This window comes from Paenibacillus sp. plas6 (assembly GCF_057221655.1).
The window spans coordinates 2270049-2292139 of sequence record NZ_CM170151.1 but is presented as its reverse complement, the minus strand read 5'-3'; the positions used below and the strand labels follow the sequence as shown (position 1 = coordinate 2292139).

Annotated in this window: 17 protein-coding genes and 2 pseudogenes; 10 read left to right on the top strand and 9 right to left on the bottom strand. The window is 37.5% G+C overall.

All coding sequences use genetic code 11. The features are described from left to right. From AC2TDL_RS10350 to AC2TDL_RS10320, 7 genes are all read right to left on the bottom strand, one after another. Positions 1-573 carry an LOG family protein gene (locus tag AC2TDL_RS10350; RefSeq protein WP_484696063.1) on the bottom strand — a complete coding sequence of 191 codons (573 nt, stop codon included), beginning with the start codon at positions 571-573 and terminating at the stop codon, positions 1-3. Positions 574-761: 188 nt separating this feature from the next. Continuing rightward, positions 762-2348: a beta-N-acetylhexosaminidase gene (gene nagZ / locus AC2TDL_RS10345; protein WP_484696062.1), complete on the bottom strand. Its 1587-nt coding sequence runs from the start codon at positions 2346-2348 to the stop codon at positions 762-764. Between the two features lie 6 nt (positions 2349-2354). Beyond that, positions 2355-3905: a response regulator gene (locus AC2TDL_RS10340; RefSeq protein WP_484696061.1), complete on the bottom strand. Its 1551-nt coding sequence runs from the start codon at positions 3903-3905 to the stop codon at positions 2355-2357. Beyond that, positions 3877-5697 (bottom strand): sensor histidine kinase, encoded by a 1821-nt coding sequence (locus AC2TDL_RS10335; RefSeq protein ID WP_484696060.1) that lies wholly within the window; start codon positions 5695-5697, stop codon positions 3877-3879. The genes AC2TDL_RS10340 and AC2TDL_RS10335 overlap by 29 nt, the downstream gene beginning before the upstream one ends. 18 nt (positions 5698-5715) lie before the next feature. Next, complete coding sequence (locus tag AC2TDL_RS10330) at positions 5716-6543, bottom strand: carbohydrate ABC transporter permease (protein WP_484696059.1); 828 nt, start codon at positions 6541-6543, stop codon at positions 5716-5718. 7 nt (positions 6544-6550) lie between these two features. Continuing rightward, the gene (locus tag AC2TDL_RS10325) at positions 6551-7423 is read right to left on the bottom strand and encodes a carbohydrate ABC transporter permease (protein ID WP_484696058.1); all 873 of its coding nucleotides are present in this window, start codon (positions 7421-7423) and stop codon (positions 6551-6553) included. 79 nt (positions 7424-7502) lie between these two features. Then, the gene (locus AC2TDL_RS10320) at positions 7503-8843 is read right to left on the bottom strand and encodes an ABC transporter substrate-binding protein (protein ID WP_484696057.1); all 1341 of its coding nucleotides are present in this window, start codon (positions 8841-8843) and stop codon (positions 7503-7505) included. A 174-nt stretch (positions 8844-9017) separates the two neighbouring features. On the opposite strand from AC2TDL_RS10320, the gene AC2TDL_RS10315 reads away from it, so the two are divergent. The 4 genes and pseudogenes from AC2TDL_RS10315 to AC2TDL_RS10300 form a co-directional block, all read left to right on the top strand. Further along, a complete protein-coding gene (locus AC2TDL_RS10315) occupies positions 9018-10457 on the top strand; it encodes an IS6 family transposase (RefSeq protein WP_484696056.1) in 1440 nt (479 codons plus the stop codon). Positions 10458-10945: 488 nt separating this feature from the next. Next, complete coding sequence (locus AC2TDL_RS10310; RefSeq protein ID WP_484696055.1) at positions 10946-11740, top strand: response regulator transcription factor; 795 nt, start codon at positions 10946-10948, stop codon at positions 11738-11740. Next, entirely contained in the window at positions 11655-12587 is a 933-nt protein-coding gene (locus tag AC2TDL_RS10305; protein WP_484696054.1) for a sensor histidine kinase, read from the top strand. The genes AC2TDL_RS10310 and AC2TDL_RS10305 overlap by 86 nt, the downstream gene beginning before the upstream one ends. Positions 12588-12676: 89 nt before the next feature. Next, a pseudogene (locus AC2TDL_RS10300) lies at positions 12677-13033 on the top strand (ATP-binding cassette domain-containing protein); the annotation flags it as partial. 37 nt (positions 13034-13070) lie between these two features. Here the strand turns inward: AC2TDL_RS10300 and AC2TDL_RS10295 are convergent. After that, a protein-coding gene (locus AC2TDL_RS10295) for an IS3 family transposase (protein WP_484696053.1) occupies positions 13071-14404 on the bottom strand; the annotation gives its coding sequence in 2 pieces (ribosomal slippage) (positions 13071-14020 and positions 14020-14404; 1335 coding nt in all). A gap of 96 nt (positions 14405-14500) precedes the next feature. On the opposite strand from AC2TDL_RS10295, the pseudogene AC2TDL_RS10290 reads away from it, so the two are divergent. After that, a pseudogene (locus AC2TDL_RS10290) lies at positions 14501-15070 on the top strand (ATP-binding cassette domain-containing protein); the annotation flags it as partial. After that, a complete protein-coding gene (locus AC2TDL_RS10285; protein ID WP_484696052.1) occupies positions 15063-15761 on the top strand; it encodes an ABC transporter permease in 699 nt (232 codons plus the stop codon). The pseudogene AC2TDL_RS10290 and the gene AC2TDL_RS10285, both read left to right, overlap by 8 nt. A gap of 88 nt (positions 15762-15849) precedes the next feature. On the opposite strand, the gene AC2TDL_RS10280 is transcribed toward AC2TDL_RS10285, so the two are convergent. Further along, positions 15850-16917 carry a GntR family transcriptional regulator gene (locus AC2TDL_RS10280; protein WP_484696051.1) on the bottom strand — a complete coding sequence of 356 codons (1068 nt, stop codon included), beginning with the start codon at positions 16915-16917 and terminating at the stop codon, positions 15850-15852. 261 nt (positions 16918-17178) lie between these two features. Here AC2TDL_RS10280 and AC2TDL_RS10275 point away from each other — a divergent pair, with 261 nt between their 5' ends. The 4 genes from AC2TDL_RS10275 to AC2TDL_RS10260 all read left to right on the top strand — a co-directional run bounded on the left by AC2TDL_RS10275 (position 17179) and on the right by AC2TDL_RS10260 (position 22067). Next, entirely contained in the window at positions 17179-18525 is a 1347-nt protein-coding gene (locus tag AC2TDL_RS10275; RefSeq protein ID WP_484696050.1) for an ABC transporter substrate-binding protein, read from the top strand. Positions 18526-18606: 81 nt separating this feature from the next. Next, positions 18607-19503 (top strand): carbohydrate ABC transporter permease, encoded by an 897-nt coding sequence (locus tag AC2TDL_RS10270; protein ID WP_484696049.1) that lies wholly within the window; start codon positions 18607-18609, stop codon positions 19501-19503. Continuing rightward, complete coding sequence (locus AC2TDL_RS10265; protein ID WP_484696048.1) at positions 19504-20352, top strand: carbohydrate ABC transporter permease; 849 nt, start codon at positions 19504-19506, stop codon at positions 20350-20352. 206 nt (positions 20353-20558) lie between these two features. After that, positions 20559-22067 carry a methyl-accepting chemotaxis protein gene (locus AC2TDL_RS10260; protein WP_484696047.1) on the top strand — a complete coding sequence of 503 codons (1509 nt, stop codon included), beginning with the start codon at positions 20559-20561 and terminating at the stop codon, positions 22065-22067. Positions 22068-22091: the final 24 nt, after the last annotated feature.

Genomic DNA, 22091 nt, shown 5'->3' with positions numbered 1-22091 from the left:
TTAATCCTCCTTATTATAGGTTCGAACGGCTATTGGCTTATAGTTTGCAATATGCTGCTCTATCTCCTCAAATGAATCGGTAAATAAAATCGCACGATAATCCGTCTCTGTTAAAAATCCGTTGGCAACCATCTGCTCAAAAAATTGCTTTAATTTATCGTAATAACCACCGCTGTTGAATAAAATACATGGGTTTGGATGCTGGCCTAAACGTGCCCAAGAAATTACTTCAGCAATTTCCTCTAATGTTCCAGGGCCTCCTGGTAAGGCAATATAGCAATTCGCTAATTCAACCATCATATTTTTTCGCTCAGACATCGTATTTACAACATGTAACTCTGTCAAATTAGGATGGCTTAGCTCTCGATCGACTAAAAATGTTGGAATGACCCCGATAACCTTTCCACCATGACTAAGCACTTCATCAGCAATGATGCCCATTAAGCCAGCCTTTCCTCCACCATAAACTAACGTATGTCCATTATTAGCTATCCACTTTCCCAGCGATTTTGCTGCCTCAACAAATAAAGGACTATTTCCTGCACTCGCTCCACAGTACACTGCAATCTTCAATAAACTCATCTCCTTTGATTCTTAATTATAAATGATTTGAACGATTTTAATACCAAAACCTAGAATCAAAAAAATACCCAAATGAATAAGACTATAATAGCTACTCATTTGGGCACTATATTATTTAATATTTATGTGATTGTCCTCAAAACAATCTCTGCCTTGCAAATTTATTAAAGCTAATTAACTTAACTTAACGTCACTGGAAGCTTTCCTTTAAACGGAATAGCTCCTGTCAAAGCAAGACCAACTGCACGCAGCATCGCTGGACGATTTTCGTAAGCACATATATATGTATCGTCTTTAGATAGCAGAGAATGATCATACGGATTACGCAAACTTACATAGATAACAGAAATGGTCGGCTCTAAAGCTTTTAATAATTGAATCAAGCGTTGCTGTGAGCTTGATTGAGTTGCATTATATAAACCAACAATTATCTGCTTAAAAGAATTGTTATCTAGTAAAGCCGCTAATTGCTGAAGTTCATCTGCAGTTGCTTCTGTACCTATTATTATTTCTGTTGCAGACACTCCCAGCATGTGAAGCTGCTTCCCTAGTGTTAGCTCTTGCTCGATAACTTCATCCACCTGAGTAGATCGTCTTACCTCAGGCCAGATAACTAGAGTAGATTCATATTTCGAGATTGGCAATAACTTGCGTTCATCCTGTGCTAAAGTGACCGCCTGTTCCATGATTTGCTGACATGCAAGCAGCGATGGCTCCGCACAAATATCACGATAGTGTGCTTTAGCAGCCTTTACTTTAAGTTGTTGTCTTTCCTTCATACGGATAATCCGTGCATCGGATTGATTAATTCTTTCCTCACTAATAATTCCATCATGCACAGCCTGTTCAAGCGCGTGAAAAGCCGCCAACTGGCGTTCTAGTTGATGACTAACTAAAATTAAATCAGCTCCTGCTAAAAATGCCTCGACTGCTCCCTGTGCAACGCCAATTCCTTCAGCAATTGCATTCATTTCTAAGCAATCCGTCACAATAACTCCATCATAGCCTAGTTGCTCACGCAGCAAACCTGTCAGCACTTTAGCAGATAGCGTCGCTGGAACTCCACTTGGCTCTAGTGCTGGAAATTGAACATGCGCCGTCATAATCATTTCAACATTTTCGGCAATAGCCTTTTTAAAAGGAACTAATTCAAGCTGATGGATTCGTTCTAAAGAATGAGGAACAGACGGCAATTCCTCATGTGAATCAGCAATCGTATCGCCATGACCAGGAAAATGCTTTGCACAAGCTGCAATTCCCATCTCCTGATAGCCGCGTATCATCGCAGCGCCTAATTCAGCAACCTTATGTTGGTCCTCGCCGAAGGAACGAATACCGATTACAGGATTTAATGGGTTATTATTTACATCTAATACAGGTGCAAAGTTCACCGTAATCCCAAGCTGTGCTAGCTCCATCCCAGAAATTTTTCCCGCTTCATATGCAAAGTTAGCTTCACCTGTGGCGCCTATCGTCATCTGACCGGGCATAACAGTCACATCTCGGTCAATGCGAGCAACCATTCCACCTTCCTGATCAACCGCGATAGAAAGGGGCAACTCTTGATATTGTGCAGCAAGCTTTTGCAAGGATGAATTCAGTGCTTTAATCTGCTCATTCGTATCTACATTTCGTCGAAATAATATAATATTTCCTAGCCCGTAGTTTTTCAGCAAATCTTCTATATGAGCTGGCAACTGATAACCATCGAAACCAAACATAAATAGTTGTCCTAGCTTTTCTCTTAATGACAAGCTATCTAGCATCTCACATTACCCCGTTTCGCATTTATTTTGTTCACGATAAACTGAGGGGAGCATACCAACCTTTTTCAAAAATACTTTATTAAAATATCTTCGATCCAAATAACCTACTGTTTTGGCTATATCCGATATGCTTCTATTAGACAATGTTAATAGTCCCTTAGCTCGTTCAATTCTTGCTTCGGTCACAAAATCAATAAAGTTCATTCCATAATGCTGCTTAAATAATGTGCTGAAATAACTAATACTAATGTTTAAGTAACCAGCTACTTCTTCCGCTGCAATGTCTGATGACAAATGAGCTTCAATATATTCCTTAGCCGCACCAATTGATACTTGTGGTCGTTTATTTATTCGCTCAGTAAATGTTTCTTCGACTAGCTGACAAAGGATAGACAGTATCTCCTTTAACTGCTTATGTTCGTGCAGCTGATGCAAAATTTTCTGTTCAAAAGCAGCACTAATTGAATCATATTTTCGTAATTCTTTAATTAAATAAACAAGAACAGCATTCATCATCATTTCAACTTGTTGCAAAGAATGTGATGAAAATGTCCGCAGCCGCTCCTCAAGCACAGATACAATCTCTTTCGCTTTTACACGATCCAATTGTTTCAGGGATTGAATTAATTGATCAACATCTTGCCAAATAAATTGCTCCTGTTGTTGCACCTCACCAACAGGCTCATAAGATAATAGTCGATAAGTAGTCTGCCCTAAACTAAGCTCCTTGCTTATTCGTTGCCAGCCTCCTTGCAATTCTGAAACTCTAAGGGGATGGCTGTATGCAACGATGTTCATTGCTGCAGCTAGAGGCTCAAGCTTTATCATGAGCTGCTCTATTCGATCATGCAATTGCTGGCTTTCGATATGTTCAAATTGTCCAACAACAACGATAATCGAAAAACGTTCCTCGACTTGAAGCAACACAATTTTTGATTTTTCTGCCAAATGCTCACTTAATCCCTCTATTAAAGCGTTAGGAATTTGGGGCACGGCTTGTTTATGAGTACTAATGCCAAACAATAAACATTGTCTATCTAGTATTTCAAACTGTTCATGCCACTGGGAAAGCTTATTTGTATCAGCATGGCCGTAAATAATATCGTGCAGCATTTTTTCATAGGCTAGATCCGTTAAATTATTTTTTGTTTGATTATCTTGCACTGCTTTCGTTAAATTTTGTTTGATATTATTAACTGCATCTATGAAAAGCTGCTCTAGCGCTTCGTAGTCAATTGGCTTAAGTACATAATCTAAGACACGATACCGCAACACGGTACGAGCATATTCAAATTCTTGATAACCAGTTAGCATAATGACTTCCGTGGTCTGATCGAATTGACGTAGTTCCTTTAAAAAATTAATTCCGTCCATAACAGGCATACGAATATCACAAAAAACAAGATGTGGTTGATAAAGCTTGACGAGTTCTAAAGCTTGTGCGCCATTTTGGGCCATACCTACAATATCAACGTCATATTCCTCCCATGGCAACACAAACTGCAAATTTCTTAAAATATTGATCTCATCATCGACTAGAATTGCTTTTAGTCTCATTATGTCCACCATCCTTATTTTTGGGTATCGTCATTTGAATTATCGTTCCTTGACCTGGGGCACTGCAAATCATTAATCCATATGGCTTACCGAAGCTAAGGCGAATGCGCTCTGCAACATTTTGCACTCCTATACCTCTGCGTTCGCCATGTTCAGGCGCATCAAAGAATTCAAATGTGTTGGCTATAAAAGAACTAAAACGTTCCAGTTGCATAGGAGACATGCCAATTCCATTATCCTCAACCCTAAAATAAATGACATTATGTCCGTCGATTATTTGAATACGTATAATTCCGATATATGAAATTCCTTCAAACCCGTGTTGAATACAATTTTCAATTAAAGGTTGCAGCGAAAGCTTAAGTGTTTTTTCTTGCAAAAGGCTTGGATCAACTTCAAGCTCATATTCAAAGAGCTCTTCAAATCTAAATTTTTGGATATCCAAATAACTCTGCACATGAATAAGCTCCTGCCCAATCGTAATCAAGTCCTTTTGCTGCATACTTATTCGCAAAATATTTCCAAGCTTTGTGACCATTCTGCTTACTTTTTTACCTTGGTTTTGAATCGCTAATACATTGATCGATTCCAAAGTATTAAATAGAAAATGCGGTTTAATTTGCGCCTGTAATGCCGCAATCTCTGCCGCTCGCTTACGTTCATGCTGCTCCTTAAGTTCTTCAATGAGCTGCTGTAGGCGGTGAATCAACCGATTTGTGCCACGGGTGAGCAAGCCAATCTCATCGTTGCCGCGAATTCTAACTCTTGCATCGAGATCTCCAAGCTCAACCTCTCTCATCACCTTCACCGAGTCCGTAATTGCTCGTGTAACACGTCCCGCAATATACGTAATAAATATACATGCACATACCATACATAAACCGATTAATAATGAGATAGCAATGGCTGTCCATTTAATTTCACCAGAAATAATCTCTCTTGGCGTTACAGCTACCAACTTCCATTGCTCATAATTACCAAAGCTTATCGAGGACACGACAGACTCAACATTCTCAAAGCTAACGCGTTGACTCGTATTACTTTTTCTCAAGTCAATATCAGGCATCAGCTCCGCGATCTGTCTGCTCGCAAGCTGACCGTTACTGTCATAAAGAATCAGACCATCTTTATTAACAATCATATAATTTGTATATTCCTGTTTATAACGTAAATAACGAAAGATCGCTTCGAGATCAGAGGTCCGGATTTGAACAAGCAATATCCCTTTGTTTTTTAGAGTAGCAATATCCTTTACGACACGAATTACCGTAAAAACAGGTTCATTGCTTGTCAGTTCCGTATATTCATAAGGGCCTAACCATATTGGCAGGCCATCTTGCTCAATGACTTCTTGATAAATAGCTAATTTAGAAAATTCATCATACGTTAAAGGGGTAAAGCTGGACTTAGAGAATAGCTTATGTACATCCTGTCGCTCCAAAGTGTACATAAAAGCATATCCTACAGAAGGATGGTTTACGAGCAACTCTCGAAAATTACGCTGAATTTCATTTAATTGAAGATAATTGATTTGGTCTATATCCGTCGACTGTAAATTACTAAGTGCATCTTGTATCGCTCGACTAGCGATTACTCCATCAGTTACATTATTCATATCCCGAAACACTTGCTCAATACTAATAAGCAAAGCACGCAATGTCAGCTCCGTCGAATCAGCATAATCCTTTTCTGCCTTGTTGGAAATATATTTGAAAGACAAGCTGCCGCATATTAGTAATGGGACGATAATTAAACATACAAAGCTCAAGATTAACTTTTTTTGCAGTGACATGAAGACCCACATCCTCTGTTAGCCTTTTACACTACCAGCAGTAACACCCTCGATAATTTTTTCTTGTAAAAATGCATAGATGACCAGTACTGGCACAACGCAGTAAACGATACCTGTACTAATTAATGCATAGTTCGTTTGGAATGTATCTCTAAAGCCGACCATCCCCGTTGGCAAAGTTCTTAATTCATCTTTGCTAATAAAGAAGTTAGCTAGCAGGTATTCGTTCCAAGAACCTAGGAAATTTACGATAAATACAGTTACTAAAGCAGGTATGGTTAAAGGCAATATAATTTTGAAAAATAAGCGAAATAATCCTGTTCCGTCCATAATCGCTGCTTCTTCCAACTCATTTGGAATGGATTGCATAAAAGCAGCAATCAGAAGTACGCTAATTGGCAATGCGCCAGCCGTATAAGGTAAAAACAGCGACCAATGCGTGCCTAGAATGCCAAGTTTCATAACAAGGATATATTGTGCAATAAACAATACATTACCAGGAATAAGCATACCAATTAATACAAATTGATAGATAACTTTGCTCATTTTAATAAACTTCATGCGAGTTAATGCAAAAGCTGTAGCTGCAGCAAACAATACTGCTGCTATTGCTGAAGCAGTTGCCAAATAAAAGCTATTGAAAAAGTATACATTAATTTTTGCTTTTACCCAAGCATCAACATAGTTTTGAAAATAGAGTTTAGTTGGAAAGCCAAAGGGATGCTCTGCAATTTCAATATTACTCTCCTTTAACGATGAAAAAATAATAAATACGAACGGAAATAATAAGAGCGCAACATAGATTAGAAGGATTATATGTGGCAAGATTTTTTTCATTGTTTTCATCGCATTATCACTCCTTCGTCTTCCCTAAAGTTGCTTGGTAAATACCAGTCAAAACTAGAGCAAACACAAATATAACTAGGGAAATAGCTGTACCTAAACCGTAACTTGGATTAACTCCCATCGCTTCATGAACAAGATAAGAAGCCATAACCTCTGTTGCCCCAACCGGACCACCGTCAGTCATTACTAATACAATGTCAACTACGCGCATTGCCCCTGAAATGGATAGCATAACAACAACGGAAATAATCGGTTTAATTAATGGAACAGTAATATACCACGCACGTTGAAACCCAGTAGCTCCATCGATTTCCGCTGCTTCATTTATCTCTTTAGGCAGTGCAATTATTGCGGCAAGAACAAGTACAACGTAAAAGCCCATCCATTGCCACGCATTAACAACAAGAATACTAAACATCGCCCATTTTGATTCGGCTAGCCAGTAGATTGGGTCTATACCAAACAGAGACAAAAACTTATTTACCGGCCCAATTTGAGGGTGAAGAATAAATCCCCATAATATACCGATTACTGATGTAGACAAGATGGAAGGTACAAAAACCGTCGTTTTATAGAATCCTTGAAGCTTTTTAACGTTAGAAATGAGCAAGGCAAAAAATATAATTAGCGGTACTTGAATAAAAATTGAAAATCCGATAAACAATAAATTGTTATAAATAGACTTAATAAAATCCGGATCACTAAATATTCGAATAAAGTTATCAAAGCCTACAAAGCTCGCCTTATTCAAGCCATTCCAATCGGTAAATGCGTAATAGGACGAAGTGAGCATTGGATAGATGAAAAATACACTGTAAAGAACAAGCGTGGGTATAATCATAACGGCATAAACCCACGGATTACGAAGAATGCGATGCATCTTGTATTCCTCCTTCTCTATTAAATAATGAAGGGAGGCTACCAGATTGGCGGCTCTCCCTTGCAAATACGATTGGCTGTTATTGTTGCTTATCTTGAATAGCTTGAATTGCGTCAGCTGCAGATTGTGGATCTAATTGATTTGCGATTAACTTCAAAATTGCATCCTCGGATTCTTTATATACCTCAGAATTTACAGTTGAGTCGAAATGAGAGAATGCTCCGCCTGCTTCACCCATAACTTGAATAACTTTATTAACAATTTTATCCTCAACTTGGTCTGTAGCATCATCAGAAAGCTTAATTGAAGGCAAAGTACCATCCTCAAGTAAACCTCTTAACTGCATTTCATCACTGTACAGATTTTTAATGAAGGCTTTTACTGCTGTTAATTCTTGCTCATTCAAATTAGAAGAGAAGCCATAACCGTTAGAATAGTTACCATTTACATAGGTTTGATCTCCAATTCCCCCATCAACTGCTGGCATTGGGAAGAAGCCTACTTTATTGGTAAGAGCTCCAGCTTGAGACTCATCTTTGAAAACGCCAGATCTCCAGCTTCCGTCAAACATCATTCCTGCTTTACCAGTTACAAACTCATTTAGCATATCCGCATACTCAAAGCCTAGTTCGCCTTTGGTAAAGTATCCTTTGTCTTCCCATTCTTTATATTTCGTTAACGCGGCAACCACTTCAGGTGAATTCCATTTCACTTCACCAGTACCTAGCCCATTAATTGCATCAGGCCCTGCATAGCGTCCGATTAATGTATTTACTAGCATTAAAGGAACCCATGCTGCTTTTGAACCCATTGCAAATGCTGTATAGCCGTTGTCAGTCAACACTTGAGCCGCATTTTCCAATTCCTCTAAAGTTGTAGGTTCAGATAAACCTAATTGCTCAAATAATTCCTCGTTATAGAAGAACCCTTCTGTATTACCACCAAGCGGCAACCCATAAATTTTTCCATCCTGTGTAAATTGATCAAGGTTTAAGAATTTACCTTCTAAGCCAAGCTCCTTAAGAATTGGTGCTAAATCAAGCAAGCGACCTGCAGCGCCATACTTCAGCGCATCGCCTTCACCACCAAACAAGTCAAAAATCGTTGGTGGATTACCAGCTGCCATTTCAGCAGGAAGCTTAGTAAAACGGTTTACTTCATCCTCGACTCCTTCAAGCTCAATTGTTAGTCCAGGCACTTCTGCTTCCGTTTTTGCTACCGCATCCTCAAGAATCGCTCTGCGATATTTATTAGCATCACTAATTTGAATATGACGAAGTGAGATAGTGAATGCTCCTTCTGTGCTGTTACTTGAGTTTTTACCATTATTCGTGTTTTTGTTATTATCGCTGCCACATGCTGTAAGCACTGTAGTAGCTGCAACAACTAGCATCAAAACTGTTAACAAAACCTTTTTCATAGATTTCCCCCCCCAATTTAGTTACGTATTGTAAAAACTTTATATATATAATTGAGGGTTTTCCTTGATATATAAGTCTCGGAAAGCAAAAAACTTGCCACCCCCATAGTTTTAGGTTAAAAGTAAGGTTACCACACCGAACACTTAATCCCAAACAACTAGGAAGTGACAAGTTTGTATCCTCAATTATTAACCTATTTACTTGAATTTATCAAGTACCAAGATCAAATTATTAAAACTTTACTTACTCTTCTTATCGGTAAAAACATGTTTGATAAACCTAAAGAAGAGCCAATCAATAAACCATATCGTAAGCTTCAGGTGGATGATCTTCCGATCAACGAAACTCTTCAGAAGCTTGATTATCGAATCCTTCTAACAGAATACCTAGAGAAAAACGGTAAACATCTAAAGCCTGTTCAAAGGCGTTTGAATGCAAAGACGACTGTACCTAAATCTATGAACTGTCCGAAGTGTGGTGCTCCATCGGATTATCTTTATGCCAATAATGGGGGCAAAGGACAGTATCAATGTAAGGTATGTTCCTGTCTGTTTAATGATAAGAGCCGCTATTTGAAAGAGGCCATTTTAAAGTGTCCTCATTGTTCTAAGACTCTTGAAAAAATCAAAGAGCGAAAAGACTTTAACGTGTTCAAGTGTAAAAATAATGATTGTCCCTATTACCAAAAGAAACTAAATGGTATGTCTTCGAAAGAGAAGAGACAGTTTAAAAAAGATCCTCAATCCTTTAAGTTAAGATACATTTTCCGGCAGTTTCACATCGATTTTCAGCCATTGTCTAAGTCTTCCCCCAAAAAGCCCAAGGTTGATTTATCCAGGCTGTATGCGTCGCCACATACTTTGGGGCTCATTTTAACCTATCATGTCAACTATGGACTTTCGGCCCGTAAAACAGCTGCACTCATGAAAGATGTACATGGGGTAAGCATATCGCATCAAAGTATTTTAAATTATGAGAATGCAGTTGCCCTAATACTTAAGCCTTACGTAGATTATTATCCCTACGAACTTTCTGACCAGTTCTGTGGAGACGAAACCTACATCAAGGTGAATGGGCGTTGGCATTACTTGTTTTTCTTCTTTGATGCGGTAAAAAAGATTATTTTGTCTTACCCAGTATCGCCAAATCGGGATACAGTGTCAGCAATCCGTGCCATTGATGATGTCTTAATGAAACTGAAAGAGATTCCTAAAGATCTTACATTTGTGGTGGATGGCAATCCGATTTATCTCTTAGCTCAGCACTTTTTCGCTCAACACGATATTCAGTTCGACATCAAGCAGGTTATTGGACTTACCAATGAAGATCCTGTGTCAACGGAGTATAGGCATCTCAAACAAGTTATCGAAAGACTAAATCGCACATTTAAAGGCAATTATCGTTCAACACACGGGTTTGGATCCGAACAAGGATCTGTTTCTTTTGTGACCCTGTTTGTAGCTTACTTTAACTTTTTAAGGCCTCATTCTGCATTAGAAGGTAAGGTGCCAGTGCTTAATCCAGAGTTACTGCAGCTCCCGAATATGCCTGCGAGATGGACTAAACTGATCGCTTTAGCACAACAATGGATTAACGAACAACAACCAGCCTAACTTTTTGGTTTAGCAGAGCCCGAAGTAAAAACGAGCAATCGGCGGAGCGAACTCTTGACAAACCGAACTAGCCAATGGTTTAAAATGGAAAAACCAAGGGCTATTTAGCATGCCTTCTTTTTGTCCCCGTCGCCCTTGTTAAAGTAGAGTCAAACCATTGGCGTGTTTGTCAAGAGCGATTGCGTGGCCTTTCCACCCAACAAATGGGAGACGACCCGAACACCTATTGAGTTTTCATAGAACTTTTGACACTACCAGCCAGTATATCATGATTCTAATAGCTGATGATTAAACGCTCAGCCAGAAATAAATACAAGTTAACGTAAGGGTAGAAAAGCTAAATAATCGTTATCTAATTTAAAAATTTGTTTTAGTATAGAGCATCGTTTTAGAATATGAAGTTTCTATAAGAAATGAATATAGTATAATGAATCTTACATAAATTGAAAAAATAGCAATCAATCTATCAACAAGGTGGAAAATAGTAGATGAGTGAAGCGATCTTACTTATAGAGGATGATGTCGATATTAGCGAGATGGTACATAGACATCTTACTAGTGAAGGGTATAACGTTACGCAAGCATTTGATGGAGAAGAAGCGGAAAAACTGTTAGCAAAATGTGATGACTATGATTTAATTTTGCTAGACCTCATGCTTCCGAAACGTAGCGGCATGGATCTGCTGCAGTTCATACGACGTAGCAGTGTGGTGCCAGTGCTAATTCTATCAGCCAAAGATAGTGAATTAGACAAGGCGTTAGGTCTAGGCTTTGGTGCTGATGACTATATTGCAAAGCCGTTCTCAATCATTGAGCTGGTCGCAAGAGTGAAAGCAGCATTGCGTCGTTCTAAGCAGTATTCGGCTGTAATAGAGCAAGCAGTAGCTAGTTCGCTTCAATTACGACTTCTCGATCTCATAATCGATCAAGAGAATTTTACAGTAGCCAAAAATGGAGAGTTCATTCAATTAACAGCTAAGGAGTTTCATATTCTAAAGCTGTTTGCAGCAAATCCTAATCGTGTATTCACCAAGGAGCAAATTTACCAATCAGTATGGAATGACAATTACTATGGCGATGATAATGTCATTAATGTCCATATGCGTCGACTGCGGGAAAAAATCGAAGACAATCCGTCTCAGCCAAAGTATATTAAGACGCTTTGGGGGATTGGTTATAAAGCAGGGGCTCTTAAGCATGGTTATCATATTATCCGTAGTTATTATCATTTTATTGATTGTCATAGCGCTGCAATATCAAGCTCGACAAACGCTGCGCAGTGATATTCGTTATATCGCTGATAAGTTAAATGAAATCGTTACGGAGCGATCTACACAGAAACTTTTGCACCAGACTGAGATGCAAGAGCTTCGCAAACTGCTGGAGGGTATTAATTTATTACAGGAAGAGCAGCAACGAGCTAGTGCCGAGTATGCGCGTACAGAGATTTCTATGCGCCGTATGTTGTCCAATATTTCTCATGATCTTCGAACTCCGCTTACTGTTATTTCTGGATATGTAGAGATATTGCTACATCGTTCAGACATTTCCGCTGAGGAACGAGCAGTGTTGCTTGGTAAAGTAACGGATAAGGTACAGGAAGTCATTGCAATGATAAACAATTTCTTTGATCTTGCTAAATTAGAGTCTGGTGATCGTGAGATATCTTTATCTAGAGTTCAACTCAATGAAGTATGCCGCAGAAATTATGATGTTTTGGTGGATAGCGGCTTTGATGTGCAAATTAGTATTCCAGACGAACCTATTTATGCTTATGCCAATGAGGAAGCGCTTGATCGCGTGCTTAATAATTTAATCTCTAATACAATTCAATACGGTGGAGATGGGTTAATGTTAGGATTGACCCTTCGCTCTGAGGATGATGCTGTGTATGTTGAAGTGTACGATCGCGGCAAGGGCATTCAAGAGCCGCATCAGGATTATATCTTTGAACGCTTATATACACTTGAAGATTCACGTAATCGTAAATATCAAGGTAGCGGTCTTGGTTTAACGATTACAAAGCGGTTAATTGAATTGATGCATGGCACAATTAAGGTTACGAGTAAACCTTATGAGCAAACTATTTTTTCAGTACGATTAAAAAGGATGAATTTTGGTGGTTCTTAAACTTAAGAATTAAGTAAGAATTGAGTAAGAAAAAAGAAAATCCCCAACCCTATAATTAAAGTATCAAAAACGTGAGAGGGGAAAATGAGATGACCACGATCTTGAAAACTTACCATTTGGGTAAAACTATAAATGGAAAAGAACTAGTATCTGGCGTGAATATGACAATTAACAAAGGGGAAATTTATGGATTTCTCGGCCCAAATGGTGCAGGTAAAACAACTGTAATGAAAATGATAAACTGCATACTTAAACCAACTGTAGGTGAGATTATGCTGTTCGGAAAACCGCTGTTTCACGACTCAATCGAACCGCTAAAGCGAATAGGCAGCATTATTGAATATCCAATCTTTTATGAAAAGCTTACTGCACAGGAAAATATGGAGCTTCACTGTGAATATATGGGTTACTACAATAAAAAGGCGATTGCTGATGCAATGGAAATGTAAAATGTACCCTCTGTAAAGGACAATTATTAAAAGGTTAGACGACTTGTTCTAGCTGCTGTCTGTATTTTGCAGGCGGCAGCTTTTTTAAATTCCACTGACCACGATAGTAATTGTAATAGATCATATAGTCCTTAATTTCTTGTTTAACCTCGTCTAACGTTTCACAATGACTAATCCTTGTTTCATCTTTGAGATGTCCAAAGAAGGATTCTTGTGGGGCATTATCCCAACAATTCCCTCTACGTGACATCGATTGACCTAACTTCATTTTCTTTACCAACTTTTGAAATTTAGGATGCGTATAGTGCATACCTTGATCGGAATGAATAAAAGCATCTTTGGTTAAATGACGATGTTTTAACTTCAGTTTTTGGAGCGTGTTGATTGCAATATCTAAAGTGATTTTATCGGATACTTCATAGGCTAAAATTTCATTTGTTACAGCATCTTTTATGGTAGACAAATAGGCACGTTTTCCGTATTTGTACGTTAAATAGGTAATGTCCGTTAATAATACTTTTCCTGCTACCCCTTGCTTAAAATGACGTTGTAGCAGGTTTGGACATGTTCGATGTTCCTTTGTTGCTTTCGCCATTCTTCGATATGGATTAGCCTTTCGAATCGGACATATGATTGAAAATTTTTTCATAATACGACGAATTCGTTTTAAGTTAAATATAATCTGATATTGATTTTCTAACGTCATTTTAATTTGACGTGCCCCTTTGTTTCGATTGCGGAAACGATAGGCTTTTAGAATGATCGCTTTCAATTTCATATCGGCTTCCTCACGTTTTCTCCGATTGCGTACTGCCTCTTCTTTGAAATAACCATAATAACCTGAACGTGATACGCCTGTGAGTTTACAAAGATAGCTAGCAAGTCGTTTTAATTGATATTTCTCAATAATCTGATGAATGAGTTGAAATTTTTGACTGGTACTTAATAGGATTTCTTTTTCATCATCTGCCTTTCTAGTTGATCGAGCTTTTTTAATAGTTCATTCTCTGCTTGTACTAATTTCATCTTCGCCTCTAAACGTGCATATTTCTCTTCGATGCTTAACTCACGCTCTAATGGACGACCAGAACTATATTTACGTGTATCCTCTAATCCTGCTACTCCGTTATCCTTATAAGCTGCACGCCAACGACTAGAGGCCTTCCAGATACGTGTCATCCCTAACACTTCTGCATCAAACCCAGCTTCTTCAAAAATTTGAGAGGGGAGTTTCCCTTGCTCATACTCGTGAATAAATAACTGCTTAAATGCGTCCGTATACGTAATTGCTTTTTCGCTAACTCTTTTTACATAAGGATTTTGTCTTAATTGTTCCTGTTGTTTTCTTGTAAATAATTGTTTGCTCATATTCATCGGCTCCGATTGTTGTTTTGTTCATTATAATCAAAAAAAGACCCAATAAGATAACCTTTTTCAAGTGTCCATCTTATTGGGTACATTTTAATGGTTAACCTGACTAATGTTGATAATAAGCCAGTAAAGCACTTTTCTTTAGGGATGAAGCAACGATTAGGTATTGCAAGAGCTATCGTTACGAAGCCAGAGTTGCTGCTGCTTGATGAACCAATTAATGGTCTTGATCCGGTTGGAATTCGTGAAATGCGCAGTTTATTCACGATGCTTAGTAAGCAATATGGCATTACGATTCTGATCTCTAGCCATATTCTTGGAGAGATCGAGCATATTGCTGATACCGTAGGGGTTATTAATCAAGGCAAGATGGTTAAGGAAGTCTCGATGGACAGTGTTCGTGAGTCAAATCATCATTATATTGAAATTACGAGCAGTGAAGTTAAAAAGGCTGCATATGTGTTAGCTAATTCATTGAGTATTAGAAATATGAAAGTGGTCGATGAGAAGCAGATTCGTGTGTATGATTTGACTGTACCGCAAAGCCAGCTAATCAAAACTTTAGCGATGGCTGATGTACCAGTAGAGTCGATTACGCAAAAGCAGCATTCACTTGAAGATTACTTTATTGGGCTATTAAACGGAGGTGAGCTTAGTGCTTAAACTTGTCAAATTAGAACTAAGAAAAAATAAATTTAACGGTAGCTGGCTAGGGATACTTATTGCAAATCTATGTATTTTAGGACTAATTTCGCTCATTTATTTCGATGGTGCGAATGAGCCGGCATTTCGCAGTTTTGAGGATGCACTTGCTGCAATCGATACCTTTGTACGCTCCACATTTATTATTTATGCTTCAGTGCTAATTGCAAAGTTTGTGATTAATGAGTATAAAAATAAAACAATGTCGTTAATGTTTTCTTATCCAATTAACCGTAAAAAATTGATTGCTGCTAAGCTGAGCATTGTTTTTGTTTGGACGTTTTTGACAATTGTAATTAGCAATGTAGCGATTGCAGGTGCTATGGTGCTTATTAATAATAGAGTCGGATATATTCCTGATACGTTAGAAATGAATACGGTTATAACGTATGCTTTGAATATTTTACTGAATAGTGTAGCTGCGGCAGGATTAAGTTTAATTTCTCTTGCCTTCGGTATGTGGAAAAAATCAGTATCAGCAACAATTATCAGCTCCACTATTATTGTTGCAGCTGTTAGCTCTAATTTTACCTCTGGTAGTAAAAACATTTCACTGTATTCGTTTATCGCAATTCCGTTGACATTAGCGGTAATTGGAATTATTATTGCTTTTCTTTCCATTCGAAATGTCGATAAAACCGATCTAATTTAATAGCTAACTAAGCCTAGAAAAACCGTTTCATTAGTTTGTTAATTAGACTAGTGAAGCGGTTTTTATTTTTCCGCTTGTTAGCGCAACACTACAAATATTCCTCAGGAAATATAAGTCTAACAGGAACGAATACTTGACGAGGAGAATAGGTTTGTCCGATCTGCTCGCATAAAAGTTCAACAGCAATGCGTGCCATCTCTTGTTCATCCTGCAAAACATATGGAATTCCTGAAAAACCAGGATCGTCAAATGTAAACAGCTCTATATCTTCTTGGCGATTTAAACTTTTTAACGCTTGAGCAGTTAGCTTTGCAATTTCTTCTGTTAATGTAAAGGCCGCTGTTACGTTTGGATATTCCTTAAGAAAGTCAATGATGTAGTTAAAGGCATTGCCACTTCGTAAAATTTCTAATGGAACGTGGCACCATAAGTTTTTATCTATGGAAATGCCTTTATCGATACAAGCTTTTTCAAAGCCAGCAGTGCGATCCTCAATAGCAGTATTGGCGTTTTCAGGAGAAATAAGAGCGATTTGGCGATGGCCGTGTGTCAAAAGATGAGTTACAGCGTTGTAGGCTCCGCCATAATTATCAGCAGTAATCGTATATGATTCAATATTACGCAAGTATCGATCAATAAAAACAAACGGGAATTTATCAATAGATAAGCGAAGCAATGATTCGTTATACTTTTCATCCTCGGTTGGAAAAACAATTAAGCCACGCACACCTGCCTCAAGCAATGCACTAATGATTTGGGATTCTTCGGCTGAAGATTCTCGAGTAATACGAAGAATCATATGATAGCCTGCCTCTTTTAAATAATATTCAACATAATTTACAAGCTTTTGAATAACATTGGTCTTAAGAATTGGAATAATAAAACCAATTATAGGTGGATGATTAATAGTTGAAGGTTGAGGCACTGAGTTTATGTTCAGATCAGCTGCGACAAAAGACCCCTTTCCTTGAATTCGAATGATAATGCCTTCGTCAGCAAGCGCAGCTAGAGCATTTTTTACCGTTATTTTACTTACCTTAAATTCTTCCATTAACTCTTGCTCAGAGGCAATCCGATCGTTTGGTCGCAATTGGCCCGATTCGATTTTTTGTAGAATATGCTGTTGGATTTGCTTATATAAAGCAAGCTTCTTCATCTTAATTACAACTCCTAACAAAAATACATTTTTATAATCAATTGGTTATATAAATTATATTTTACATATATTATAATACTTATAGAAACCGCTTACAATACTAAAATTGAATCAAAGAAAGGTTAGGGTCATGTCAATAGCAGAGTAGGTTATGGGGTGAATGGAGGTGTATGCAGCAGAGGACAATTTGAAAGTCAACATTAACTCTTACTGCTTTCACTTGTTATTCCACAAACTTATAAAAGAAAGGAACGATTTAAGATGAAAAAACGTAGCCTTTTATTATTTGTTGTTATGATGCTTATTACATCAATGGCTTTATCCGCTTGTTCTAGTAAGTCTTCCACGAGTTCATCAAATAGTGAATCAAAGGTTTTAGGAGCGAATGCTGGTGAAAATGCCACAGAGTTATCCTTTTGGACATTTGTAGATTTGCACGGTAAGCATTTAGATAAAATGCTTGGGTTATGGAATGAACAAAACCCAGATAAACAGATAAAGTTAAATGTTACAGTTATGCCTTATGATGATATGCATAATAAGTTGTTAATGGCTGTACAAACTGGGGAAGGAGCTCCAGATATTGCGGATATTGAGCTAGGCAGATTCCCAAATTTTTTAGAGGGAGACAATGTACCGCTTGAGTCGCTAAATGATGTATTTGCTCCATATAAGGATTCTGTCGTTCCATCACGTGTTGAGATTTATAGCAAAGGTGATCAAATTTACGGTTTTGATTATCACGTAGGAGCTACGCTTGCTTTCTATAACACAGAAATTCTTGAAGAGGCGGGCGTTGATTACAGAACAATTAAAACTTGGAACGATTATAAAGAAGCTGGCATTAAGGTGTATGAAAAAACAGGAAAGTATTTAGGTACAGCAGATACATCAGCTACTTGGCAAGTTTCTTTACTGCTGGCGCAACAAAATGCTGATTTAACAGATGAAAATGGAAACCCTAAAGTAAATTCTCCTGAAATGGTAAAAGCGCTTGAAATGCTTGTAGATTTACAGAAAAACAATGTTATTAACACGATCCCAGGCGGTCAGCCAGATACAGAGGAAGCAAAAGGCGAATATAATATGGGCAACTATGCTAGTGCTTTGATGCCAGAGTGGTATATGTCAAGATTCGTAAATGAGATGAAGGATCTTCAAGGTAAATATGCTATTGCTCCATTGCCTGTATTTGAAGAAGGAAATCCTCGTTCAGTTGGTTTGGGTGGAACGGGAACAGTTGTTACTACAACAAGTAAAGATGTACAGCTTGCAAAAGAATTTGTAGCATTTGCTAAGTTGTCAAAAGAAGCAACAACAGAAATTTGGAATACATTAGGCTTTGACCCAATTAATATGGAGGTTTGGCAAGATAAGAGCGTAACTCATAATCCAGATAATGAGTACGTTCAATACTTTAAGACAAATGCTTTTGACACACTAAATGAAATTAAAAACGAAATTAGAGCTATTAAATCTGTTAAAGCTTCCCCAACGATTAACAACATTTTATGTACGATTACGTTAAATGCAATTTTTGAAGACGGTATGGATGTAAAAGAAGCGTTGGATGAAGCACAAGAATTAATTGAGCAGGAATTAAAATAGTTCCTACTATAAAAATTATTAAACCTGCCGGCTAAATTAGTAGTCGGTAGGTTTAGTCATCATAAAAGGGAGGCTGGGATTATGATAAAGAAATTTGTATACTCCCAAAAAGTTGCACCTTATGTTTTTGTATTACCATTTGTCATTATCTTTTTAGTATTTTGGACTTACCCATTGCTCAGTTCTTTCTTTATGAGTTTTCAGGAAAGAATGCTAGGACAAGAGCCAAAGTGGGTTGGTGACGCGAATTTTACGAAATTATTAACAGATAAAGTGTTTTTAAAGGCAATTAAAAATAGTGTTATTTACATGCTTGGCACGTTAGTTCTATTAATTCCTTTTCCAATGTTATTCGCTTGTATCATTAATAGTAAGCTGATGGTGGGAAGGGAGTTTTTTAAATCTTCATTTTTCCTTCCGGCATTAACCTCAGTAGCAGTTGCAGGTACAGTTTTTCGCTTAATGTTTAGTGAAGTAGATGGCTCTTTAATGAACCAATTTTTAGGTCTTTTTGGTATCGGACCAATTAAGTTTCTTAAAGATCAGGAATGGAGTATGGCTGCCCTATTAATTCTTGCTTGCTGGAAGTGGACAGGGGTAAATATGCTGTACTATTTATCGGGCTTAAAAAGCATTGATAACGAATATTATGAGGCAGCTTCGATTGATGGAGCATCAGCATGGCAAAAGTTTCTGCACATTTCTGTACCTTTATTAAAGCCAACAACGATTTATGTGTTAACTATTAGTATTTATGCTGGACTAGCGATGTTTACAGAAAGCTTAATGCTATTTAATGGGAATAACTCGCCGAAAAATATTGGGCTCACAATTGTCGGCTACTTATATCGTCAAGGAATTGAGCAAAACAAACTGGGCTATGCCGCTGCAGTTGGTATTGTTCTATTAGTTGTGGCAATGACAATCAATTTAATTCAACTGAAGATTACAGGAATGTTTAAAAAGGAGGAGAGATAAATGATTGGCAGTCAGAAAAGAAGAGAATTATTGGCGAGAATTGCCATGTTTATTTTCTTTACGATTCTTTGCGTAATCATTATGATTCCATTCTATGCTATCGCACTCTCCTCTTTTAAACCAGGGGAAGCTTTAATTCGCTACGGTCTTAATTTAAGCATTGATCCAAGCATTATGAGTTTGGACAATTTTATATTTCTGTTTACAGGAGAACATGATTATTTTATTTGGTTCAAAAATAGTTTGATTTTAACGATTACGCAAGTGGTACTTACGCTGTTTGTTAGTGCCTTTGTTGCTTATGGGTTTGCTGCATACGAATTTAAAGGGAAAAACTTCTTGTTTATTTGCGTGCTGCTTATTATGATGGTGCCTTTCGAAATTTTGCTGCTTCCTCTTTATACATTAATTAATGATTTAAATATGATTAACAGCTACTCGGCAATTATCGTTCCTGGTATCGCCAATGCCGCGACGATTTTCTTCTTTCGCCAATATTTAAGAGGTATTCCTAGTGAAATTATTCAGTCGGGCAGAGTTGATGGTGCGAACGAGTATATGATTTATTTCAGATTAATTATGCCAATTATGAAACCATCCTTTGCAGCAATGGCGATCTTAAACGGAATGAACAGCTGGAATAATCTTTTATGGCCATTTATGGTGCTGGCGGATCAAGATAAGTATACGTTGTCTATTGGCTTAAAGACATTATTAACGCCTTATGGTAACAATTATGATCTATTAATTGTCGGTTCGTTCTTCTCAATTGTTCCAATTTTTATCTTGTTTGTTGCATTCCAAAGATATTTTATAGAGGGTATGACTGCTGGAGCTGTTAAAGGATAGAATAATATTTAAAAATGAAATAATATGAAAATTAACAATATAATGCAAAAAAATAATATTAATTTATATTCTTTTAGTATTACTGTTATGTTAAATTGTGAAAATAATATGAACAAAATAATAAATGTCCTATTCTCATTTCAATTTCTAAGATATAGTAAACATATACAGTTGTTAAATTTATGTAAGTTGGGATGATGAATAATTTGCTAAGAAAAAAGGACAACACAGTTGATTTAATGCGGTTGCTAGAAGAGAGTCAATTTAAATTGAACTCTGCACAACGCGGTGAATTCAGTCAGAAGATTAGCTATATCGCAAAGGATGAACAGATACAGCAAATCATTGAGAATTTCAACAAAGTAAGTGGGCTACGTGAAGAAATTGCATCAAGACAAGAGCAAAGAATCAATTCAATTAATCAAATCTACAACTTGGGTTATTGGGAGCTGACAATAGAAGAGTTACCATTTGATAGCCCTAAAAATCATGTTGTAATTATGCCAGAGTTGAAACAATTACTTGGTTACGGAGCCGATGAATTAGCAGGCGGATTAAACGATTTGGTAGAAATTACTCATCCGGATACTGTGCCAGTAATCGTTAAGATGATGGAGGATCATCTAAATGATTTTACAGACAATACACCATTTTCTTTAGTACATCAAATCCGACTTAAAGCTGGACATTACATTTGGGTTCGTACCTTTGGTAATGCAAAACGTCGCGAGGATGGTACGCCATATCGCATGATTGGTGTTATTGCTGATATTGATGAGCAAGAGCAAAATCGTTCTAAATTGAATGCTTATATATCCCGCTATGAACTAATTATGGATGTATTAGAAGAAGCGCCATGGGATATGGAATTTGTGGATGGAGATCCAAACAATTTGCATAATCCTTGGTGGGCTTCTCAACAGTTCAGGGATGCATTAGGCTTTGAAAATGAAGAGGATTTCCCAAATGATTTCTTTGCGTTTGTAAGTCGATTACATCCGGATGATGTAGAACCGACTACCGCTGCATTTACAGCTCATTTAAATGATAGAACTGGGCGCACCCCTTTTGGCATAGAGTATCAGTTAAAACGTAAAACAGGTGAATATCGTTGGTATTATGCGTCTTGCTTAACAAGTCGTGATGAAAATGGCACACCGATTCGTGCAGCAGGTACGATTCGAGATATTCACCATTTAAAATTAAAGGATCAAAATGTTGCGGAAACTACTGCGCGTATGGAGGAGCTTTCTACATCAATTTCTGAGATGGTTAGCGGAATTACGGAAATTACGACTCAAGCGCAAAATCTTGCAAGAACTCAAGAGATGACTACTGCATCAGCAAATGATGCTAAAAAACTTGCGGATGAAACAAAGGTAGTATCGAATTTTATTCAAGAAATTGCTGAGCAAACGAATTTGCTAGGCTTAAATGCTGTAATTGAAGCAGCTCATGCAGGCGAATTTGGTCGAGGTTTTGGCGTTGTAGCAGGCGAGGTGCGAAAGCTGGCAGCCAATGTTTCTCAGGCAGCAGGCAATATTGAAAAAACGCTAAACAAAATGCAGCAATCAATCGAATCAATTATTTCACAAATGGATTACATTAACGAATTAGCACAAACTCAGGCTGCTCTTTCAGAGCAAGTGAATGCATCTGTCGATGAAATTAATCAAATGTCAGTAGACCTTGTTGAATTTGCTAAGCAGTCATAATTTATCTCAATAACAACAAGTCAT

Coding starts and splice junctions, on each gene's coding strand:
- AC2TDL_RS10320 (WP_484696057.1), bottom strand. CDS start 8,843: ATGAAAAAGGTTTTGTTAACAGTTTTGATGCTAGTTGTTGCAGCTACT.
- AC2TDL_RS10305 (WP_484696054.1), top strand. CDS start 11,655: ATGGTTATCATATTATCCGTAGTTATTATCATTTTATTGATTGTCATA.
- AC2TDL_RS10275 (WP_484696050.1), top strand. CDS start 17,179: ATGAAAAAACGTAGCCTTTTATTATTTGTTGTTATGATGCTTATTACA.
- AC2TDL_RS10270 (WP_484696049.1), top strand. CDS start 18,607: ATGATAAAGAAATTTGTATACTCCCAAAAAGTTGCACCTTATGTTTTT.
- AC2TDL_RS10280 (WP_484696051.1), bottom strand. CDS start 16,917: ATGAAGAAGCTTGCTTTATATAAGCAAATCCAACAGCATATTCTACAA.
- nagZ (WP_484696062.1), bottom strand. CDS start 2,348: ATGCTAGATAGCTTGTCATTAAGAGAAAAGCTAGGACAACTATTTATG.
- AC2TDL_RS10310 (WP_484696055.1), top strand. CDS start 10,946: ATGAGTGAAGCGATCTTACTTATAGAGGATGATGTCGATATTAGCGAG.
- AC2TDL_RS10335 (WP_484696060.1), bottom strand. CDS start 5,697: ATGTCACTGCAAAAAAAGTTAATCTTGAGCTTTGTATGTTTAATTATC.
- AC2TDL_RS10265 (WP_484696048.1), top strand. CDS start 19,504: ATGATTGGCAGTCAGAAAAGAAGAGAATTATTGGCGAGAATTGCCATG.
- AC2TDL_RS10330 (WP_484696059.1), bottom strand. CDS start 6,543: ATGAAAACAATGAAAAAAATCTTGCCACATATAATCCTTCTAATCTAT.
- AC2TDL_RS10340 (WP_484696061.1), bottom strand. CDS start 3,905: ATGAGACTAAAAGCAATTCTAGTCGATGATGAGATCAATATTTTAAGA.
- AC2TDL_RS10325 (WP_484696058.1), bottom strand. CDS start 7,423: ATGCATCGCATTCTTCGTAATCCGTGGGTTTATGCCGTTATGATTATA.